The 14,434-nt window shown below is 70.3% G+C and carries 16 protein-coding genes; 8 read left to right on the plus strand and 8 right to left on the minus strand.

Features of this window, described 5'->3' with window-relative positions; genetic code table 11:
* Positions 1 to 61: 61 nt before the first annotated feature.
* Together ABZV40_RS13985 and ABZV40_RS13990 are read left to right on the plus strand one after the other, a co-directional pair.
* A complete protein-coding gene (locus ABZV40_RS13985) occupies positions 62 to 556 on the plus strand; it encodes a hypothetical protein (RefSeq protein WP_355439948.1) in 495 nt (164 codons plus the stop codon).
* Between the two features lie 9 nt (positions 557 to 565).
* On the plus strand, positions 566 to 1,024 hold the full coding sequence (locus ABZV40_RS13990; RefSeq protein WP_355439951.1) for a nuclear transport factor 2 family protein: 459 nt from the start codon (positions 566 to 568) through the stop codon (positions 1,022 to 1,024).
* A 21-nt stretch (positions 1,025 to 1,045) separates the two neighbouring features.
* Here ABZV40_RS13990 and zapE read toward each other — a convergent pair whose 3' ends face one another.
* A complete protein-coding gene (gene zapE / locus ABZV40_RS13995) occupies positions 1,046 to 2,032 on the minus strand; it encodes a cell division protein ZapE (protein ID WP_355439954.1) in 987 nt (328 codons plus the stop codon).
* Between the two features lie 66 nt (positions 2,033 to 2,098).
* On the opposite strand from zapE, the gene ABZV40_RS14000 reads away from it, so the two are divergent.
* Both ABZV40_RS14000 and ABZV40_RS14005 read left to right on the plus strand, forming a co-directional pair.
* On the plus strand, positions 2,099 to 2,743 hold the full coding sequence (locus ABZV40_RS14000) for a dihydrofolate reductase family protein (RefSeq protein ID WP_355439957.1): 645 nt from the start codon (positions 2,099 to 2,101) through the stop codon (positions 2,741 to 2,743).
* 17 nt (positions 2,744 to 2,760) lie between these two features.
* Positions 2,761 to 3,825 (plus strand): ATP-dependent DNA ligase, encoded by a 1,065-nt coding sequence (locus ABZV40_RS14005; RefSeq protein ID WP_355439960.1) that lies wholly within the window; start codon positions 2,761 to 2,763, stop codon positions 3,823 to 3,825.
* Positions 3,826 to 3,951: 126 nt separating this feature from the next.
* Here the strand turns inward: ABZV40_RS14005 and ABZV40_RS14010 are convergent, their stop codons facing one another.
* Positions 3,952 to 4,830 (minus strand): EamA family transporter, encoded by an 879-nt coding sequence (locus ABZV40_RS14010; RefSeq protein WP_355439963.1) that lies wholly within the window; start codon positions 4,828 to 4,830, stop codon positions 3,952 to 3,954.
* Between the two features lie 168 nt (positions 4,831 to 4,998).
* On the opposite strand from ABZV40_RS14010, the gene ABZV40_RS14015 reads away from it, so the two are divergent.
* Positions 4,999 to 6,501 carry an alpha/beta hydrolase gene (locus ABZV40_RS14015; protein WP_355439966.1) on the plus strand — a complete coding sequence of 501 codons (1,503 nt, stop codon included), beginning with the start codon at positions 4,999 to 5,001 and terminating at the stop codon, positions 6,499 to 6,501.
* A gap of 254 nt (positions 6,502 to 6,755) precedes the next feature.
* Here the strand turns inward: ABZV40_RS14015 and ABZV40_RS14020 are convergent, their stop codons facing one another.
* The 4 genes from ABZV40_RS14020 to ABZV40_RS14035 form a co-directional block, all read right to left on the minus strand.
* Positions 6,756 to 7,445 (minus strand): DUF6319 family protein, encoded by a 690-nt coding sequence (locus ABZV40_RS14020; protein ID WP_355439968.1) that lies wholly within the window; start codon positions 7,443 to 7,445, stop codon positions 6,756 to 6,758.
* A gap of 135 nt (positions 7,446 to 7,580) precedes the next feature.
* Positions 7,581 to 7,781 carry a hypothetical protein gene (locus ABZV40_RS14025; RefSeq protein WP_355439970.1) on the minus strand — a complete coding sequence of 67 codons (201 nt, stop codon included), beginning with the start codon at positions 7,779 to 7,781 and terminating at the stop codon, positions 7,581 to 7,583.
* Positions 7,782 to 7,854: 73 nt separating this feature from the next.
* Positions 7,855 to 8,862: a non-homologous end-joining DNA ligase gene (gene ligD / locus ABZV40_RS14030; RefSeq protein ID WP_355439974.1), complete on the minus strand. Its 1,008-nt coding sequence runs from the start codon at positions 8,860 to 8,862 to the stop codon at positions 7,855 to 7,857.
* A gap of 9 nt (positions 8,863 to 8,871) precedes the next feature.
* Positions 8,872 to 9,471, minus strand: coding sequence for a TetR/AcrR family transcriptional regulator C-terminal domain-containing protein (locus ABZV40_RS14035; RefSeq protein ID WP_355439977.1), 600 nt, complete (start codon positions 9,469 to 9,471; stop codon positions 8,872 to 8,874).
* Between the two features lie 82 nt (positions 9,472 to 9,553).
* On the opposite strand from ABZV40_RS14035, the gene ABZV40_RS14040 reads away from it, so the two are divergent.
* The 3 genes from ABZV40_RS14040 to ABZV40_RS14050 are packed head-to-tail and all read left to right on the plus strand — an operon-like array spanning position 9,554 to position 12,026.
* A complete protein-coding gene (locus ABZV40_RS14040) occupies positions 9,554 to 10,723 on the plus strand; it encodes an acyl-CoA dehydrogenase family protein (protein ID WP_355439980.1) in 1,170 nt (389 codons plus the stop codon).
* Positions 10,723 to 11,445: a MaoC/PaaZ C-terminal domain-containing protein gene (locus ABZV40_RS14045; RefSeq protein ID WP_355439983.1), complete on the plus strand. Its 723-nt coding sequence runs from the start codon at positions 10,723 to 10,725 to the stop codon at positions 11,443 to 11,445. The genes ABZV40_RS14040 and ABZV40_RS14045 overlap by 1 nt, the downstream gene beginning before the upstream one ends.
* 20 nt (positions 11,446 to 11,465) lie before the next feature.
* Positions 11,466 to 12,026, plus strand: a complete 561-nt coding sequence (locus ABZV40_RS14050; RefSeq protein ID WP_355439986.1) for a helix-turn-helix transcriptional regulator — start codon at positions 11,466 to 11,468, stop codon at positions 12,024 to 12,026.
* Between the two features lie 6 nt (positions 12,027 to 12,032).
* Here the strand turns inward: ABZV40_RS14050 and ABZV40_RS14055 are convergent, their stop codons facing one another.
* Entirely contained in the window at positions 12,033 to 12,155 is a 123-nt protein-coding gene (locus tag ABZV40_RS14055) for a hypothetical protein (RefSeq protein WP_355439989.1), read from the minus strand.
* An 89-nt stretch (positions 12,156 to 12,244) separates the two neighbouring features.
* Positions 12,245 to 14,278 carry a LuxR family transcriptional regulator gene (locus ABZV40_RS14060; protein ID WP_355439992.1) on the minus strand — a complete coding sequence of 678 codons (2,034 nt, stop codon included), beginning with the start codon at positions 14,276 to 14,278 and terminating at the stop codon, positions 12,245 to 12,247.
* Between the last annotated feature and the right edge of the window lie 156 nt (positions 14,279 to 14,434).

Raw genomic sequence — 14,434 nt, forward strand, 5'->3', positions numbered from 1 at the left:
GCGTCATAGCTTTCTCGGTGTCGGACGAAATCCGGAGACGAGGAAGAAGATCATGTATCGGATGACAACGCTGAGGAAAACCATCATCGCGGCTGCCGTGGGGTCGCTGCTGGTGGGTGGCGGGCTCAGCGCCTATGGAGCGGAGACCGGCTCGGCGAGCCGGTCAGAGCATCCCGAGATCCTGGAACTCGCGGTCGAGAACGACCAGTACGCGGCCCCCGACCTGCCGCCGACCGGCACCAGCGTGGGTGATCTCTACGTGTATTCCGGCTGGCTGCTCAAGGACGGCCGCCGGGTCGGGCAAGGCGGGGGTTCGTGCCAGGTCATCCAGGTCGACGGCGCCAAGATCACCACGCAGTGCCTGCTCACGGCGAGGCTCGAGCGGGGATCGCTGACCGTGCAATCGCTCTGGGTCACCGGCGAGAGCCCGCTCGACATGGCCATCACCGGCGGCACCGGCGCCTACCGTGACGCGCAGGGCACCGTCCGGGTGTGGGACATCGCGACGCCGAACGAGCGGATGCGAGCCGAAATCACCCATCCGGTCACGAGGTAACCCCGAATCATGACTACAGCCAACGAATTCGGAGCACAGGCCGACCGCGATGAGGTCGAGATTCGCGGGCAGATCGGCAAGGTGGTCGAAGCACTGCGGGCCAAGGACATCGAGGCCCTGCGGCAGCTGTACACGACCGACGTCGTGTCCTTCGATGTCGAGCCGCCGCTCCAGCACGTCGGAATCGCGGCGAAACTCGAGAACTGGGCGCGGGTGTTCCTGTTCTTCGAGACCGTGACCTACGAGATTCGCGACCTGACGTTCACCGTGGGCGACGAGGTGGCGTACGGACATGGTTTCGCTCGCCTGCGCGGCACGCTGCCGAGCGGGACGCGGACGAACGGCATGTGGGTCCGGGTCACCTACGGCATGCGAAAGATCGACGGCGCCTGGTTGATCGCCCACGACCAGGTCTCCGTGCCGCTGGACGTCTCCAGCGGCAAGGGCGTGGTCGACCTCGATCCCTGACGGTTCTCCGGACGCGCCTGGTCAGCGGCTCAGCGCGACCAACCGGGAGACGGCGCGGAGGTACTTCTTGCGGTAGCCGCCGCGCAGCATCTCGTCGGTGAACAGCTCCGACAGCGGCTGCCCCGACACCGCGACCGGGATGTCGCGGTCGTAGAGCCGGTCGCCGAACGCCACGAGGCGCAGCCCGACGTTCTGGTCCGGGGCCGCCTTGACGTCCTTGAGGTGCACGGCGCTGACGCCGTCGAGGAGCCTGCCGTACTTCGACGGGTGGATGCGGGCGAGAGCCTTGCAGAGGTCGTCGAAGTCGTCGATGGTCGAGCCGTCGGTCGCGGCGGCCTTGGTCTCCAGCTCGTCGGAGGACATCGGCGGCGGGGCGTCGGGCAGGCCGCGGTGGCGGTAGTCGGGGCCGTCGACGCGGACGACGTCGAACTTCGAGGACATCGACTGGATCTCGCGCAGGAAGTCGGCGGCGGCGAACCGGCCCTCGCCGAGCTTGTCCGGCAGCGTGTTCGACGTGGCGGCGATGAAGACGCCGGCCGCGGTCAGCTCCTTGATCAGGCGCGTGACCAGCATGGTGTCGCCGGGGTCGTCGAGCTCGAACTCGTCGATGGCGAGCAGCTTGTGGCCCGACAACCGCTTCACGGCCTCGGGGAAGGTGAGCACGCCGACGAGGTTGGTCAGCTCGACGAACGTGCCGTACGCCTTGGGGCCGGGGACGGCGTGCCACAGCGACGCCAGCAGGTGGGTCTTGCCGACACCGAAACCGCCGTCGAGGTAGAGGCCGAGCTTGCCCTCGTCCTCCTTGGCGCCGAACAGCGACCACTTCTTGCGCTTCAGGCTCACCCGCGCGGCGAACAGGCGGCAGGCCTGCACCGCCGCGGCCTGGCTGGGCTCGTCCGGGTTCGGCAGGTAGCTGTCGAAGCTGACGGTGTCGAACCTCGGCGGCGGCACCAGGCCCTCGATCAGTTCGTCAGCCCCGATCTGGGGATCCCGGTCGGACAAGCGCATGCCCGCAGCCTATCGGCGTGATGGGATGTGTTCGTGCAGATGTTGTGGCCCTCACCGGGCGTTGAGATGACCGACACAGCCCTCGAGTCGCTCTACGCCTACCCCGAGGGGCGCACCTGGGTGACGGCGAACTTCGTGTCCAGCGTGGACGGTGCGGTGTCGGTCGACGGACGATCCGCCGGGCTGGGTTCGCCCGCCGACAAGCAGATCTTCTCGCTCGGCCGTCACCTCGCCGACGTCGTGCTGGTCGGTGCCGGGACGGTGCTGATCGAGGGTTACCGCCCGTCGAAGCGGCTGCCCATCGCCGTGGTGACCGCACGCGGAACGCTCACGCCGGACCTGCCGCTGTTCACGGACGACTCGGTGCGGCCGATCGTGATCACCTGCGCGGCCGCCCAGCTGCCCGACCTGCCGGCGGACGTGATCGTGGCCGGTGAGTCCGAGGTGGATCTGAAGGCGGCCGTCGCCCAGCTCGCGGCACGTGGCCTGCACAAGATCAACCTGGAGGGCGGGCCGCGGCTGTTCGGGTCGATGGTCGCCGACGGGCTGGTGGATTCGCTGAACCTCACGGTGGCGCCGCTGCTGACCGTGGGCGACTCGTCGCGGATCGCGCACGGCGCGGTGATCCCTCCCGTGGATCTGGCACTCGCCTCCGCGCTCAAAGCCGACGACGTGCTGTTGTTGCGGTATCAGCGGCGAAATTCCAGCTGAAGAGGCAGGATGTCCGCGTGGACCTACCGCTGACGCCACCTCTGCAGCCCATGCTCGCGACCGCGGTCGACGGCATCCCGGACGCTGCCGACCTGGTGTTCGAGCCGAAGTGGGACGGTTTCCGCTGCGTGGTGTTCCGCTCCGGCGACGAGGTCTTCCTGCAGTCGCGCAGCGGCAAGCCGCTCAACCGCTACTTCCCCGAGGTCGTCGCCTCGATGCTGGAGGTGCTCCCGGAACGCGCCGTCGTCGACGGCGAGCTCGTGGTCGCCAAGAACGACGAGCTGGACTTCGACGCGCTGTCCGAGCGCATCCACCCGGCGGCCTCCCGCGTGGCGCTGCTGTCGGAGTCGACGCCGGCCACGTTCGTCGCGTTCGACCTGCTGGCGCTGGGCTCCGAGGTGCTGCTGGAGGAGCCCACGATCGCGCGGCGCGAGGCGTTGCTGAAGCTCCCGGACCTCAACATCACGCCCGCGACGACCTCGGTCGAGACAGCACGGCAGTGGTTCACGCTGTTCGAGGGCGCGGGCCTGGACGGGGTGATGGGCAAGCCGGCCGACGGCCCGTACACGCCCGGCAAGCGCTCGATGATCAAGGTCAAGCACGCCCGCACCGCCGACGTCGTGCTGGCGGGCCTGCGCTGGCACAAGGACACCGAGCCCGGCACCGCGGTCGGCTCGCTGCTGCTCGGCGTCTACGACGACAACGACCTGTTGCACCACATCGGCGTCTGCGGCTCGTTCAAGGCCGCCGAACGCCGTGACCTGGCCGCCGAACTGGCACCGCTGATCACCGAGTCCGACGACCACCCGTGGGCCGATCCCCAGCCGGGCCAACGCATTCCCGGCGAGATCAACCGGTGGCGCGGCAAGCAGGCCGAATACGTGGCGCTGCGGCCCGAACGCGTGCTGGAGATCCACTACACCCAGACCGAGGGCGACCACCCCGTGCGGTTGCGGCACAACGGCCAGTTCGCGCGGTGGCGGCCGGACCGCGAACCGCTGTCGTGCCGCTACGACCAGCTGGAGATCCCGGCCCGCTACGACGTGGCGTCGGTGCTGAGGGGCGAGCTCAAGGCCCGCTAGGCCTCCGTCACCCGCGTCCGAACGCGTCGTGCCGGGTGCTCGATGAAGGGCGCCTTACTCCACCTCAGGTGGAGGAAGGGTCCCTTCATCGACAACGAACGGGCGAGCGGCAGGATTGAGAGGCCGCTAGGCCTCCGGCCGGGCCGACCGCGTCGAGCCCACCGACGCGACGACGACACAGCACACCGCGACCCACTGCGCCGGCTTGAGCTGCTCCCCCAGCAGCACCAGACCGGCCAGCGCGGCCACCGCCGGTTCCATGGACATCAGGATGCCGAACACGCGAGGTGGCATGCGCCGCAACGCTTCCAGCTCCAGCGAGTACGGGATCACCGACGACATCAGCGCCACCGCGAGCCCCGCGGCCAGCACGACCGGGTCGAGCATCGCGGTACCGGCGGAGGAGATGCCGAACGGCAGCGCGACCGCCGAGCCCACGACCATCGCGAGTGCGAGCCCCTTGCCGTCGCTGGACTTGCTGCCGAGCTTGGCCGCCAACAGGATGTACGCGGCCCAGCACGCGCCCGCGGCCAGCGCGAACAGCACGCCCGGCAGCGCGAGCCCGCCCTGCACGCGGGTCAGCAGCACCACGCCGGTACCCGCGAGCAGCACCCACAGGCCGTCGAGCCACCGGCGGGAGCCCGCGACGGCCACCGTCAGCGGGCCGAGGAACTCGATGGTCACCGCCGCGCCGAGCGGGATGCGTTCGAGCGCGAAGTAGAAGCAGAGGTTCATCGCGCCGAGGACCACGCCGTAGCTCAGGACGACGACCAGCATGCGGCGGTCCAGGCGCAACGACGGTCGCCAGATCGCCACCAGCACGACCGCGGCGACGACCAGGCGCAGCGTCACCGTGCCCGCCGCGCCCGCGACCGCGAACAGCTGCTTCGCGAAGGCCGCGCCGACCTGCACGCTCACGATGCCCAGCAGCACCAGCGCCGTCGGCGGGATGCCACCCGTCAACCGGGCGACGGGGAGCCGATCAGCGTGAGCCATGAGTCCCATCCTCACCCACGGCCGCGCGGCGAAGCACCCGAGTTGGAGGCACCGGTGAGGCAACACACACGGACCACACTCACGGCATTCATACCTGTGACGTGCGAAGCTCAGCCATCCGGAGTGTGAACGAGAGTGAGGACATCTGTGCGTCGCGCTGCCTTGGCCCTACTGGCAGTGAGCGTGCTGACGGCGTGCAGCGCGGGACCCTCGACCCGGCCGGTGATCGCGGTCAAGGGCGAGGAGAACCAGCCCGTCGACCAGAGCACGCTCGCGGGGCCGCAGCCCGTGCCACCGCTCGCCGAGTACAAACAGGACTCGCTGGGCTGGTCGCCGTGCAACGAACGGATGAAGGACCGCCTCGGCGCCGACGCTCCCCAGGGCGACCAGAAGTACGAGTGCGCGCGCATGACGGTCGTGCTCGACCCACCGGGACGTCCGGGACGCGGCACGCTCGGCATCTCGTTGATGCGGGTCGGTACGGGCAAGAGCGCGCTGGTCGTGGTCAACGACCCCGCCGGTGAGCCCGGCACGCTGAAGGCCGCGCGGCTCGCGGCGTCGTTGCCGAAGGACGTCCTCAGCACGTACACGATCATCGGCATGGACCGGCGCGGCACGGGCAGTTCGGACGGCGTGTCATGCGTTCCGGCGGCAACGCGCGCGCAGCTCGTCGAGTACGACCCGGCCGAGACCGAGCAGTCGAACCTCGTCGTCGCCGCCGGTGAGGCGTCGCAGGAATGCGTGCTCGACCTCGAAGGCAGGCTGACCGCGTTCGACTCGTGGCGTGCGGCCGCCGACCTCGAACGCCTCCGCGACTACCTCGGCACCGAACGCCTCAACGCCCTCGGTCTCGGCGAGGGCTCGCGCGTTCTCACGACCTACGCCCAGCGCTACCCGAACCGCATCGGCCGCATGGTGCTCGACGGCGCCCCGGACCCGACGCTCGACCAGGTCGGAATCCTGGAGTCGCGGGCGGTGGCGGCCGAGGCGACGCTCGACGCGTTCGCCCAGGACTGCAAGACCCGCGGCTGCGCGCTGGCGAACCCGCGCGGCGACGTCCAGGCGCTGCTCAACCAACTGCGGTCGGGACGGCTGCGCGGCGAGTACGTGGACCTCACCCCCGGCTCGGCGCTGAACGCGATCGTGGCGGGCCTCGCCGACCGGGCGCGCTGGCCGCAGCTCGCCGACGCCGTCGTCAAGGCCCGCGCCGGCGACGGCAGCGGCCTGTTCGCGTTGCTCGAACCGATCGTGAACGACCTCAACGAGAACCCACCCCGCTTCGACGCGGGCCTGGTGATCGGCTGCAACGACACCGCGACCCGCATCCCGCCGGACCGGGTGAAGGCGCTGACCGCGGACTGGCAGAGCAAGCACCCGGTGTTCGGTGCCCTGTTCGCCCGCCAGTTGCTGCACTGCAACCCGTTCCCGCCGCCCAAGAACGAGAAGGTCGACCCGCTGAAGAGCGCGCCGCCGATCGTCGTGCTCAGCACGGCCAACGACGTCTCGACGCCCGCGCCCGGCACCGAGCACGCGGCGCAGCGGCTGCCGGGGTCGGCGCTGATCGGCTGGCAGGGCAGCGGACAGGGCGCGTTGACGCGGTCCGGGTGCGCCACGACGGCGGTGCGCGACTACCTGATCGACGCGAAGGTGCCGTCGAACGGCACGGTCTGCCCGCCGTGATCACGGCTCGGGGAGCCTCCCGCGGAACGCTCCCCGGCCCAATCTTGTGTCAGCAGCTCGAACAGCAGCCGCAGCCGGGCCCCGTGCACCCGGAACAGCACCCACACGTACCCATCAGGGCCTCCCCGTACTCCAAGCCGGACCTGCGCGGGACATCCGCGCGTCCCACGGTCCGCCCCGGCACCAGCCCTGGGAAGCCCTCTCACCCGAACGCGTGCGGACAACCACCCAGTGCGTCGCAGCGCGTGACCTCGCTACGCGCCCAGGTCCTCCAGCGCCTTCTGCGCGGCCTCCAGTTCGGCGCGCAGCTGCTCCACGCGGGCGAGCTGCTGAGCACGCGCCGCGTTCAGCACGCCCTCGACGATCTCGGCGACCTCGGGCGTGAGCAGCTTCGCGGCCTGCGCCACGGCGGCCGGTGACACCGGAGTCGGGCGGACCGTCCTGCGGGTGCCCTGCAGCACCTCCACGGTCCACTCGCCCTCGCCGGCGGACACGAGCGTCACGGTGACCTCGGGTGTGGCGCCCTTCGCCGAGGGCTTGCGCGCGGGCTTCGCGGGCGGCGGCTCCGCGACGACCGCGGGAGCGGGTTTCGGCTTGGGGGCCGCGGGCTTCACCGGCGCCTCCGGAACGTAGGGATGGAGGATCTCAGTCTCTCGCGGCGGCTGCGGTGGCGCAGGAGGCGGGGCCGCGGGCTTCTTGCGCGGCGGCGGTTTCTCCAGCGTCAGCTCCGCCGGGCTGAACGACATCTCGTCCTTCGACCCGGTCGGGCGCACCTGGATGAAATCGCCCTCCTCGGGTTCGGTGAACGCGAGGAGCTTCGCCGAGCGCCCCGCCTCCATGCCCACCGCGGCCGCCGTGAACCACACCAGCGGCTGGGTGCCTCCGTCCAGCTGCGAGCGCAGGTTGTCGACGTCCTCCGCCGACAACCCGCTCTTCTTCGCCATCGCCCTGCCTCCCCGCCGTTCGAACACCTGTGCCCCAGCATGCCCTACACCCCTGACAATTCTGAGCACCGGGTCGGCGGGAAGATCAACTCACGGCCGCTCCTCAGGAAGCGCTTTCACAATCGTGCGGGTCGCTCAGGCCTCTTCGGCGCGCAGCCGGTACTCGCACCCGTACTCGACGGCGTACGACAGGTCGTAGATGTGCACGATCTTCGGGCCGCCGTGCAGGTGCACGTACGTCACGGTCTGCTTCGGATCCTCCGGCGTCGAGGGCAGCGAGTCGACCCGGCCGTCGAGGGGACCGCCGACGTACCGCACGACATAGGGCTGGGACATCGCGACCTCCTCTCGCGTTCCGTTCATTCTACGAGTTCGGTCGCCGGATCCGGTTCCGATACAGCCGGTTGGCTCACTCCTGCTTGCGGGCGCGCGACGGCTGCACCCGCATCGGCTCGCCCGGCATCTTCGGGTAGTCCGGCGGGTACGGCATCTCACCGCGCGGGTCGGCGGCGTACCACTCCAGCAGGGTCTCGATGCCGAACGCCTCGGAGTCCAGCGCGGCGTGCGGATCACCGCGCTCCTCCAGGTACTTCGGCACGGTCAGCACGTCGAAGTCATCGGGGTCCACAGTGGACAGTTCGTCCCACGTGACCGGCGTGGAGACGGTGGCGCGCGGCGTGCCCCGCACCGACCAGGCCGAGGCGATCGTGCGGTCGCGGGCCGCCTGGTTGAAGTCGATGAAGACGCGCTCGCCGCGTTCTTCCTTCCACCACGCCGAGGTCGCGAGCGACGGTGCCCGCTTCTCCACCTCGCGGGCCAGGGCGATCACCGCGTGCCGGACGTCGATGAAGTCCCACTCCGGCCGGATCCGCACGGCCACGTGGATGCCGCGGCCGCCGGAGGTCTTGGGGTAGCCGGTCAGGCCGGCGTCGGCCAGCACCTCGCGCAGCACCGAGGCGGCGCGGGCCGCGTCGGAGAAGTCGGTGCCCGGCTGCGGGTCCAGGTCGATGCGCAGCTCGTCGGGGTGGTCGACCCGCGGCCGCCGCACCGGCCACGGGTGGAAGTCGAACGTGCCGAGGTTGGCCGCCCACACGATCACGGCTTCCGAGGTCGGGCAGATCTCGTCGGCCGGGCGGCCCGAGGGGAACTTGACCTGCACGGTCTCGACGTACTCAGGAGCGCCCTTGGGCACGCGCTTCTGGTAGAACGCCTCGCCCTCGACGCCGTCGACGTACCGCTTCAGCACCACCGGCCGGTCGCGCAGCACGGACAGCAGCACGGGCGCCACGGTGCGGTAGTACTCGACGACCTGCCCCTTGGTGATGCCGCGCGCGGGGAAGTACGGCTTGTCCGGGTTGGACACCCGCACCAGCTGGTCACCGACTTCGAGCTCGATCGCCTTCGACTTGGCAGCCACGCCAGCACACTAGAGGCCGCGCACGAACGCCGCGAGCGCCAGCTCGAAGCTGTCGCGGTCGAGCTCGCGCGCGACGCCCGGCAGCAGGTGGGCGCGGTCGAGGTGCGGGTAGCGCCCGGAGTAGTCGGCGGGGTCGGCGGAGAAGCCGCTGGAGAACGACGACAGCGCCGAACCGAAGACGATGTACATCAGGCCCGCGACGATCATCGTGGCCTCGCGCCGCGACCAGCCCGCGTCGACCAGGGCGCCGTGCAGGATGTCGAGCCGCTTCAGGGACTCGTCACGTCCCGCCGGCCCGTAGGCCAGGAACGGGACGATGTTCGGGTGCGAAGACAAAGCCGCACGGTACGAGCGCGCGCACCGCAGCAAGCCCTCCCGCCAGTCCACGTCGAACCCCGACACGTCGACCGCGGAGAGGATGGAGGACGCGATGTCGTTGAGGAGCTGGTCCTTGGTGCGGACGTGCCCGTACAGCGAGGCCGCCTGAACGCCCAGCTCAGCGGCCAGTTTGCGCATCGACAGACCGTCCAGGCCGTCGCGGTCGACGATGGCCAGGGCCGTCGACCGGATGCGGTCGGGGCTCAACAGAGGGGTGCTCGGCCGGGGCATGTGGGTTAACCTAACACTGTTCGGTTTCTCGGGAGAGACCCCTCGGCGCTTTCGGACGCGTACGGGTAAAAGGAGAAAGCAGATGGACTTCACGCTCGATGACGAGCAGAAGGAGATCCGCGACTGGGTGCGGACCTTCGTGCGCAAGGAGATCATCCCGCTGGAGCCCGAGGTGCTGCGCCGCGAACGCGCCGGTCAGCCGGGTCTGCCGAAGGACGAGCTCAAGGCGTTGCAGGCCAAGGCGAAGGCCGCGGGCTTCTTCGGCGTGCTGACGCCGCAGGAGTACGGCGGCATGGGCCTCGGCGCGATGATGACCGCGCTCATCGAGGCGGAGCTGGGCCGCAGCTTCGTGCCGTTCCGGTTCGGCGGCTACGCGGACAACATCCTGTTCCACGGCAACGAGGAGCAGAAGCAGCGCTACCTGCTGCCGACGATCTCCGGCGAGCGCGTCTCGTGCTTCGCGATCACCGAGCCCGGCGCCGGCAGTGACGCCAAGGCCATCCGCACGTCCGCCGTGAAGGACGGCAACGAGTGGGTGATCAACGGCGAGAAGACGTTCATCACGCAGGGCAACGAAGCCGACTTCGTGATGGTCTTCGCCGTCACGGACAAGGAGAAGGGCGCCGACGGCGGCGTCACGTGCTTCCTCGTCGACCGCGACATGGGCTGGAAGTCCGAGCCCATCCCGACCATGGGTCAGTGGGGCCCGGCGGCGCTCGTGTTCGACAACGTCCGCGTGCCGGAGGAGAACGTCCTCGGCGAGGTCGGCAAGGGCTTCCACCTCGCGATGCAGTGGATCGGCCAGGGCCGCTACCTGCTGCCCGCCCGTGCGCTCGGCAGCGTCGAGCGGCTGGTGGAGATGGCGATCGAGCAGGCCAAGAACCGCGTCACGTTCGGTCAGCCGATCGCCGAGTACCAGGCGATCCAGTGGATGATCGCCGACTCCGCGGTCGAGATCGAGGCGCTGCGCTGGCTCGTGCTGCACGCCGCGTGGCTCGTCGACCAGAAGCAGGACTCGCGGCAGGCGCAGTCCATCGCCAAGCTCTACGGCGGCATCAAGGCCAACGAGATCGTCGACCGCGTCCTGCAGATCCACGGCGGCATGGGCTACACCCGCGAGCTGCCGATCGAGCGCTGGTACCGCGAGCTGCGGCTGCTGCGGATCTACGAGGGCACCGACGAGATCCAGCGCCGCACGATCGCCCGCAACCTCCTCAAGGGCCACGCGAACATTCGAGGCACACTGGGATAGTGCTGCAACACGACATCCTCGGCGTCGTCGAACGACAGGTCCGCACCTGGTCGGCCGACGACGCCGAGGTGTACGCGGCGGCGGTCGGCGGCTACTCCCCCGCGTTCGCCATCCCGCTGCTGCAGCACGGCGGCCCGCAACTGGGCCTGACCGGCGCGGACATGACCCAGGTCCTGCACGCCGAGCAGTCGCTGCGGCTGCACCGGAGGCTTCCCCGAAGCGGTTCCGCCGTCGTCACCAAGACCGTGACCGGCATCCACGACAAGGGTTCCGGCGCACTCGTCGTCAGCACCTGGGAGTCGGAGTACGCGTCCACCCGCTCGTCGTGCTTCATCAAGGGCGAAGGCGGCTTCGGCGGCGAACGCGGCGAAACCCGCAGGTTCGGGACACCTGACACCGAACCCGAGGTCAGCTTCTTCCAGACATCGGGGGACCAGGCCCTGCGGTACTGCGAGACCGGCGACGTCAACCCGATGCACCACGATCGTGAGTTCGCCCGCAGGGCCGGGTTCGCCCGCCCCATCCTGCACGGCCTGTGCACGCTCGGAATCGCCGTGCGCGACAAGGACTTCACCGAGCTGCACGCCCGTTTCACCGCCCCGGTGCTGCCCGGCGACGAGCTGCGGATCGAGCACTGGCCGACCGGCGAGTTCCGCGCGTCGACAGGGGACCGACAGGTAGTCATCGGATGGGTTCGGTTTTCCGAAGTGGACAACCGCTGAAAATCCGCACGATTCGCACCATGAGTAGTGCCCTGGCCACCGTGGACGCCGGAATCGAACCGGTGCGCGTCGCGGTGGAGTCCCGAGACCTGATCAGCGCGGCCGGTGTGACCCATCTGCTGAAGACATCACCACGCGTGCGGGTGGTGCAGGACCGCACGGATGCGCACGTCTTACTCGCGCTCGTCAACGAACTGTGCGCACAACAGGCGGCACGGCTGCGGGCCACCGGTTCGTCGCGAATCGTCGTGATCGCGGCACGGGTGCACGACCTCACGCCGTCGATCGCCGCGCAGGCGGGGCTCCCGGTTCCGTTGCGGCGCGCGGACGTCAACGCCGAACGGCTGATCAGGCTCCTGGTCGGCGGGCATCAGGTGCAGGAACGGTCGCCGGTGCTGAACGACCGCGATCTGCAGCTGCTGCGGCTGCTGGCCGACGGCGCCACGATCGCGGAGGTCGCCGCGCGGCTGTTCTGCTCCGAGCGGACCGTGAAGTACGCGCTGCACCAGTTGCTCGAACGGTTCGGGCTGCGCAACCGGGTGCACGCCGTGGCGTGGGCGATCCGTGCCAACCTGCTGTAGCAGCCGTCAGGCCGCGCGCGAGGCGTGGAACTGGTCCCAGGTGATCGTGCCCCGCAGCACGTCGTGCACGTCGTGCTCGGGTGCGGCGGGCACGATCGGGGTGCGCTGCGGTTCGTCGTGATCGGACATCGTGGAGGCTCCCGTCGTTTCGTTGCCGTTGTTGGCAAAGCACGACAGACCACCGCGACCAGTTCACGGTCCTTTGGTGACAACTGGTCTCAAATGGGGCCGAAAACGGACGACAGCTGCACGCGTCTGCTGATCCCGGCCTTGCGGTAGACACGGGTCAGGTGCAGCTCGACCGCGCGCTGGGTGACGTTGAACCGAGTGGCGATCTCCCGGTTCGTCTCCCCTTCCAGCGCCAGCTCGACGATGCGCGACTCGTGCGGCGTCAGCTTCGCCCAGGCGCCGCACCGCACCGGTGCCGGCCGTTCCTCCAGCGCCGCCCGCGCCAGTTCCACCAGATCCGCCGCCCCGGCACGTTCGGCATCGGCCAGCGCGGCCCGCGGCGACCCGAGCGCGAGGTGCATGCGCGCCCGCTGGTGCAGCAACATCGTGCACACCCACGCCGGCGACAACGTGCCGGTGTACCCGAGGCGCACCAACATCTCCCGCGCCTCACCGGGCCGCCCGCTGTCCAGACAGGACGCAACGAACGCGGCTGCCGCCAACGCGACGCAGCCCCGCAACGGCGAGGCCCGGTTCGCGAGATCGCACATGCGCCGCGAGACCTCGGCGTGGTCGCGGCACGACCACATCTCCAGCGCCACCACCCAGTCGTTCTCCGCACCGACCAGCCGGACCGGCAGCTCCACCGCGCAACCACCGCGCAACAAACCGAGCCCCGCGAGGACGACCGACGGCATCGCGTGCTCCGGCAGGTCGGCGAGCACCTGCTCCGCCCCCTCACCGGTCCAGAAGGCGCGCAACGCGGGCGCGACCGGCGGGTCACCGACGATCTCGCGGCCGCTCAACGGACTCATGGCCAGCCCGACCGCACGAAACGACACGGGCGGCCCCTCGTCGGCCGCGGGGACGCCGAGCACGTCCTCGTCGCACTGCCAGTCCAGCACCACCGCGGCGAGCCAGTCCAGCGCGCCGTCCGGGTTGCCCGCCGCGGACAACCGCCGCCAGCACCGCGCCAGCTCGTCCGCCCGAGGGGCGATCCCGCACCGCAGGTGCAGCTGCGCCAGTTCCACCGCGACCTGCGCGAGCACCCGCACGCTCAGCGGTTCGCGCAAAGCCGCCCGCAGGCACCGCACCGCGCTCTCCGGCCGCCCGGCGGCCCGGTGCAGCCGGGCAGCGGTGCGCAACACCGGCGCCGCCCACCGCGCCCCGACGGGTTCCGCACAGGCCACGAGGTGCTCAGCCACCGCCGGATCAGCTCGTCGGCGCATCGCCGTCGCGGCCGCGCGGTGCAGGCGTTCACGCAGCTCCGGTGCCATCTCCTGCCAGATCGCGTCACTGAGCGCGGGAGACCGGACCCGCATCGGCTCGCCGACGACGAGCCGCGCGTCCGCCAGTCGTTCGAACGCGGCCAGCGTGTCGCACGAGTCCATTCCGGCGACCTCGCCCAGCAGATCCAGGGAGGCGTTGCCCAGCACCGCGAGCGCACGGGCCACACCGACCGCATCGGCGTCCAGCGTCTGCCAATGCCGCCGCACAGCCCGCAACAGCCGCGGCAACCGCAACCCGCGCAACGAGGTCGCGGAGAAGTCCACGAGGTCGAGCACGTCGCTCACCACGCCCGGCGCGCCCGCGCTGTGTTCGAGGCACAACGCGGTCAGCTCCGGCGAGTCCTCGTCGAACCGGCGCCGGACCAGCTCGGCCACCGCGTCGGCGCCCACCGGCCGCAACGGCACCCGCACGGCGTCCGCCACGAGGTCCGCCAGCCCTTCCGGCGGGAACGCGAAGTCCCCGGCCAGCACCACCGCGCCCCGAAACCGCGCCAGCCGTTCGACCTCGCCCGCCGAGAGCTGTTCGACGTCGTCCACCACCAGCAACGCGTGCCGGTCCGCCCCGGACAACGCCCGCAGCCCGCGCACCGGCCGCATCCCGCTGCGCACCGCGATCGACGACGCGACCGACAGCAACGCGCTCTTGCCCATCCCGGTCGCCCCGGACACGACGCACGACCGCCCACTGCCGAGCGCGGCTGTCAAGACGGTGATCTCCCGCTCCCGCCCCACGAGCACGTCTCCGGCCTGGCGCACGACGGCCTCGACGAGACCGGGACGCAGCGGGGTGACCATGCCGTCCAGCAAAACGCGGGCGTTCTCCCGTGACCATGCAGAAGGACCGGCAGAAGTTCCGCAGGTCTGCCCGTTCGCACAACGGAATTGGTAAATGGCAACGCGCCACCGTGAACCAATTCAGCGCGCATTACGTGACACCTGCTGAACACCGGC

Origin of the sequence: Lentzea sp. NPDC004782 (assembly GCF_040609115.1) — a bacterium.
GTDB lineage: Bacteria > Actinomycetota > Actinomycetes > Mycobacteriales > Pseudonocardiaceae > Lentzea.

What these genes read in the sequence shown, in the direction of transcription:
- ABZV40_RS13985 (WP_355439948.1), top strand. Translation starts at nt 62, where the DNA reads ATGACAACGCTGAGGAAAACCATCATCGCGGCTGCCGTGGGGTCGCTG.
- ABZV40_RS13990 (WP_355439951.1), top strand. Translation starts at nt 566, where the DNA reads ATGACTACAGCCAACGAATTCGGAGCACAGGCCGACCGCGATGAGGTC.
- zapE (WP_355439954.1), bottom strand. Translation starts at nt 2,032, where the DNA reads ATGCGCTTGTCCGACCGGGATCCCCAGATCGGGGCTGACGAACTGATC.
- ABZV40_RS14000 (WP_355439957.1), top strand. Translation starts at nt 2,099, where the DNA reads ATGACCGACACAGCCCTCGAGTCGCTCTACGCCTACCCCGAGGGGCGC.
- ABZV40_RS14010 (WP_355439963.1), bottom strand. Translation starts at nt 4,830, where the DNA reads ATGGGACTCATGGCTCACGCTGATCGGCTCCCCGTCGCCCGGTTGACG.
- ABZV40_RS14020 (WP_355439968.1), bottom strand. Translation starts at nt 7,445, where the DNA reads ATGGCGAAGAAGAGCGGGTTGTCGGCGGAGGACGTCGACAACCTGCGC.
- ABZV40_RS14025 (WP_355439970.1), bottom strand. Translation starts at nt 7,781, where the DNA reads ATGTCCCAGCCCTATGTCGTGCGGTACGTCGGCGGTCCCCTCGACGGC.
- ABZV40_RS14035 (WP_355439977.1), bottom strand. Translation starts at nt 9,471, where the DNA reads ATGCCCCGGCCGAGCACCCCTCTGTTGAGCCCCGACCGCATCCGGTCG.
- ABZV40_RS14040 (WP_355439980.1), top strand. Translation starts at nt 9,554, where the DNA reads ATGGACTTCACGCTCGATGACGAGCAGAAGGAGATCCGCGACTGGGTG.
- ABZV40_RS14050 (WP_355439986.1), top strand. Translation starts at nt 11,466, where the DNA reads ATGAGTAGTGCCCTGGCCACCGTGGACGCCGGAATCGAACCGGTGCGC.
- ABZV40_RS14055 (WP_355439989.1), bottom strand. Translation starts at nt 12,155, where the DNA reads ATGTCCGATCACGACGAACCGCAGCGCACCCCGATCGTGCCCGCCGCA.
- ABZV40_RS14060 (WP_355439992.1), bottom strand. Translation starts at nt 14,278, where the DNA reads ATGGTCACCCCGCTGCGTCCCGGTCTCGTCGAGGCCGTCGTGCGCCAG.